Genomic DNA, 2,088 nt, shown 5'->3' with positions numbered 1-2,088 from the left:
TGTGTGATCGGCCAGGTGTTCTGCGGGGTGAGTGATCCACCATCTGCTCCGTGAGGTGAGTGATCGTCCAGGCGGTGGGCGATGGATGAGTTGCGGCGGGCGGCCTGTCGTGCGGATCGTTGCCTTGCCGCGTCGGTGATTCGGACCAACCGGGCATTTGTCCAGGTAGTTGGGGCGATTTCGGGCGGGTGGGTCGGCTTGTTATGCGGGCGCGGCGGGGGTGCGGGCGGCAGAATGCGCGGTGTGGATGGCTGGGGCGGGCAGGCGTCGAGATACCGGCGGGCCGATGGGTCCGGCGGGGACGGCGCGCGCAAGCGGCACGGTCGCCATTACACGCCGGTGCGATTGGCGGAATTTCTCGCGGCCCGGCTGTTCGCGCACGCGGGGCCGCACGGGCGGGAGGAGTTGCGGGTATTGGATCCCGCGTGCGGGGACGGGGAGCTGTTGGTGGCGGCCCGGCGGCTGGCGCGGATTCGGTTTCCGCGGGCGCGGGTTCGGATGGTCGGTTACGACCTGGACGCGGCGGCGATCGGGGTGGCGGCGGCGCGGGAACCGGATATCGAGTGGCGGGTCGGCGACTTCCTGCAGGCCGCAACCACATTGGACGATGAGGGATTCGACGCGGTCATCACGAATCCGCCGTATGTGCGCACCCAGCAGCTCGGGGCGGAGACCGCGCGGCTGCTCAGCCAGCGTTTCGGGCTCCAGGGGCGGATCGATCTGACACATCCGTTCGTGGCGAGTATGCCCAGGCTGCTGCGGCCGGGCGGCGTGCTGGGACTGTTGTGCGCCAATCGGTTTCTGACCACGAAGGCGGGAGCGAATCTGCGGGAGCTGCTGTGTGCGGAGCTGTCGCCTATCGAACTCTACGATCTCGGCGATACCCGATTGTTCGAGGCCGCCGTGCTCCCGGCGGTGACGATCGCGATTCGGGGCGGGGACGCGACTCGCTGCCGGTATGTGTCGGCCTACGAGATCCCCGGTGGCGAACCGGGTGACGGGACGGATCTCTTCGCGGCCCTGACCCATTCGCGCGATTGCCTGATCGATCACGAGGGTCGGTGTATCGCGATCGAGGTCGGCACGCTCGAGACGGGACGGGCGGCGTCGAGCGCCCCCTCGATGCCGACTCGCGAGGCCGACTACACGGTGCCGTGGCGGATGTCACGCCCGGGCACCGACGCCTGGCTGCGCCGGGTCGGCGACGGCACCTGGCGGACCTTCGGTGATCTGGCGCGAATTCGCGTGGGCATCAAGACGACCGCCGATCGGGTGTTCATCTCCGACCGCTGGGACGAGCGGGAACCGCGCCCCGAGCGGGCGCTGCTGTTCGATCTGCTCACCCATCACGATCTGGCCGCCTGGCGGGTGACCCGCGAGCGCGACACCCGCGTGCTGTATCCCTACGACGTCACCAAGCCCCGCCGCACGCCGGTGGATCTGGCGCTATTCCCCGGCGCGGCGGCCTATTTGGCCGAACACAAGGACACCCTGGCCGCACGGGACTATCTGACCGGGAGCGGGCGGGAGTGGTTCGAGATCTGGGTGCCGCAGCGGCCGCATCTGTGGCGACTGCCCAAGGTGGTGTTCCCGGATATCAGCGTGCGGCCGCGGTTCGCCCTCGATCGCAGCGGCGCGATCGTGAACGGGGACTGCTATTGGATCTCGGTACCCGATATCGGCAGCGACCATCTGGCGTATCTGGTTATGGGCGTAGCGAATTCGACGCTGGGGATGCGGTTCTACGACGCGGTGTGCGGTAACCGCCTCTATGCGGGCAGGCGGCGCTGGATCACCCAGTACGTCGCGCGCTTACCCGTGCCGGACCCCGATACCCATGCGGCAGCGGGGCTGGCCGACCTGGTCCGCGAATTGGTCGACGGTGTGGAGACCGACCTGGCCGAGCTGGACGAGCGGGTGGCGGCGGCGTTCGGGATCGATTCGCTGACAGGGGTTTTCGCCCCCGACTGACGTCGGGGGAAATGTGAGCGAGGGAACGTGTACGGGGAAATGCGGGCAAGGGAACGTGTACGGGGAAATGTGGACGAGGGAAAAGTGGACGAGGGGAACCGTCCGTGATGGGGAACA

Annotated in this window: 1 protein-coding gene; it reads left to right on the top strand. The window is 68.2% G+C overall.

Features of this window, described 5'->3' with window-relative positions; all coding sequences use genetic code 11:
* Positions 1–234 precede the first annotated feature (234 nt).
* Positions 235–1,971: an Eco57I restriction-modification methylase domain-containing protein gene (locus NP4_RS39155; RefSeq protein ID WP_082876636.1), complete on the top strand. Its 1,737-nt coding sequence runs from the start codon at positions 235–237 to the stop codon at positions 1,969–1,971.
* Positions 1,972–2,088 lie beyond the last annotated feature (117 nt).

The sequence above is a fragment of the Nocardia pseudobrasiliensis NBRC 108224 genome, from assembly GCF_001613105.1.
Lineage (GTDB): Bacteria > Actinomycetota > Actinomycetes > Mycobacteriales > Mycobacteriaceae > Nocardia > Nocardia pseudobrasiliensis.
Note: the sequence above shows the minus strand (reverse complement) of the source record. Positions and strands in the feature narration are given on the sequence as shown.